Genomic DNA, 1,114 nt, shown 5'->3' with positions numbered 1-1,114 from the left:
CCCTGGCCGGCGCCCGCCTGGTCCTTCCCGGCGGCGTCGTCGAGGGCGACCGCCTCGCCGTCGAGGGCGAGCGCATCGCCGGCCTCGGCGGCGACACCGGGCCCGGCGACCTCGACCTGACCGGGTACACCGTCGTCCCCGGCTTCGTCGACCTGCACGTCCACGGCGGCGGCGGCGCCTCCTACACCTCCGGCATCGCCGAGGAGGCGCTGCTGGCCGCCCGGACCCACCTGGAACACGGCACCACCACCACGATCGCCTCCACCGTCACCGGCGAGATCGACGAGGTCGCCCGCCAGGCGCACGTCCTCTCCGAACTCGTCGAGGACGGCGTCCTGGCCGGCATCCACTTCGAGGGCCCGTTCATCTCCCACAACCGCTGCGGCGCCCACCGCCCCGACCTGCTGCGCGACCCCGACCCCGCCCTGGTCCGCAAGCTCGTCGACGCCGCCCGCGGCCACGCCAGGATGGTCACCCTCGCCCCCGAACTGCCCGGCGGCCTGGACTCGGTACGGATGCTCACCGACCTCGGCGTGATCGCCGCCGTCGGCCACACCGACTCCGACTACGCCACCACCCTGGAGGCGATCGAGGCCGGCGCCACCGTCGCCACCCACCTGTTCAACGCCATGCCCGGCATCGCCCACCGCGCCCCCGGCCCGATCGTGGCCCTGCTGGAGGACGAGCGGGTCACCGTCGAACTGATCAACGACGGCGTGCACCTGCACCCCTCCGTCCTCGACCTCGCCTACGGCACCGCCGGCGCGAACCGGGTCGCCCTGATCACCGACGCCATGGGCGCCGCCGGCATGGGCGACGGCCTCTACCCCCTCGGCCCCCTCCAGGTCCAGGTCGAGGACGGCGTGGCCCGGCTGGTCGAGGGCGGCGCGATCGCCGGCTCCACCCTCACCCTGGACGTGGCGTTCAAGCGCTCGGTCACCGTCAACGGCCTGAGCCTGAACCAGACCGTCGAGTCGCTGTCCGCCACTCCGGCCCGGCTGCTCGGCCTGAGCGACTCGATCGGCTCGCTGGAGACCGGCAAGCTCGCCGACCTGGTCGTGGTCGACTCCGAGAGCTACGACCTGGTCGCCGTGATGCGCCGCGGCCGCTGGGT

At 74.1% G+C, this 1,114-nt stretch carries 1 protein-coding gene; it reads left to right on the top strand.

The annotated features are described in order from the left end of the window. Positions 1-2: 2 nt before the first annotated feature. Positions 3-1,114: N-acetylglucosamine-6-phosphate deacetylase (nagA, locus tag ACWGJO_RS41660; RefSeq protein ID WP_452190980.1), on the top strand; the 1,112-nt coding region annotated here is incomplete at its 3' end.

This window comes from Kitasatospora sp. NPDC054795 (assembly GCF_053611565.1).
Note: the sequence above shows the minus strand (reverse complement) of the source record. Positions and strands in the feature narration are given on the sequence as shown.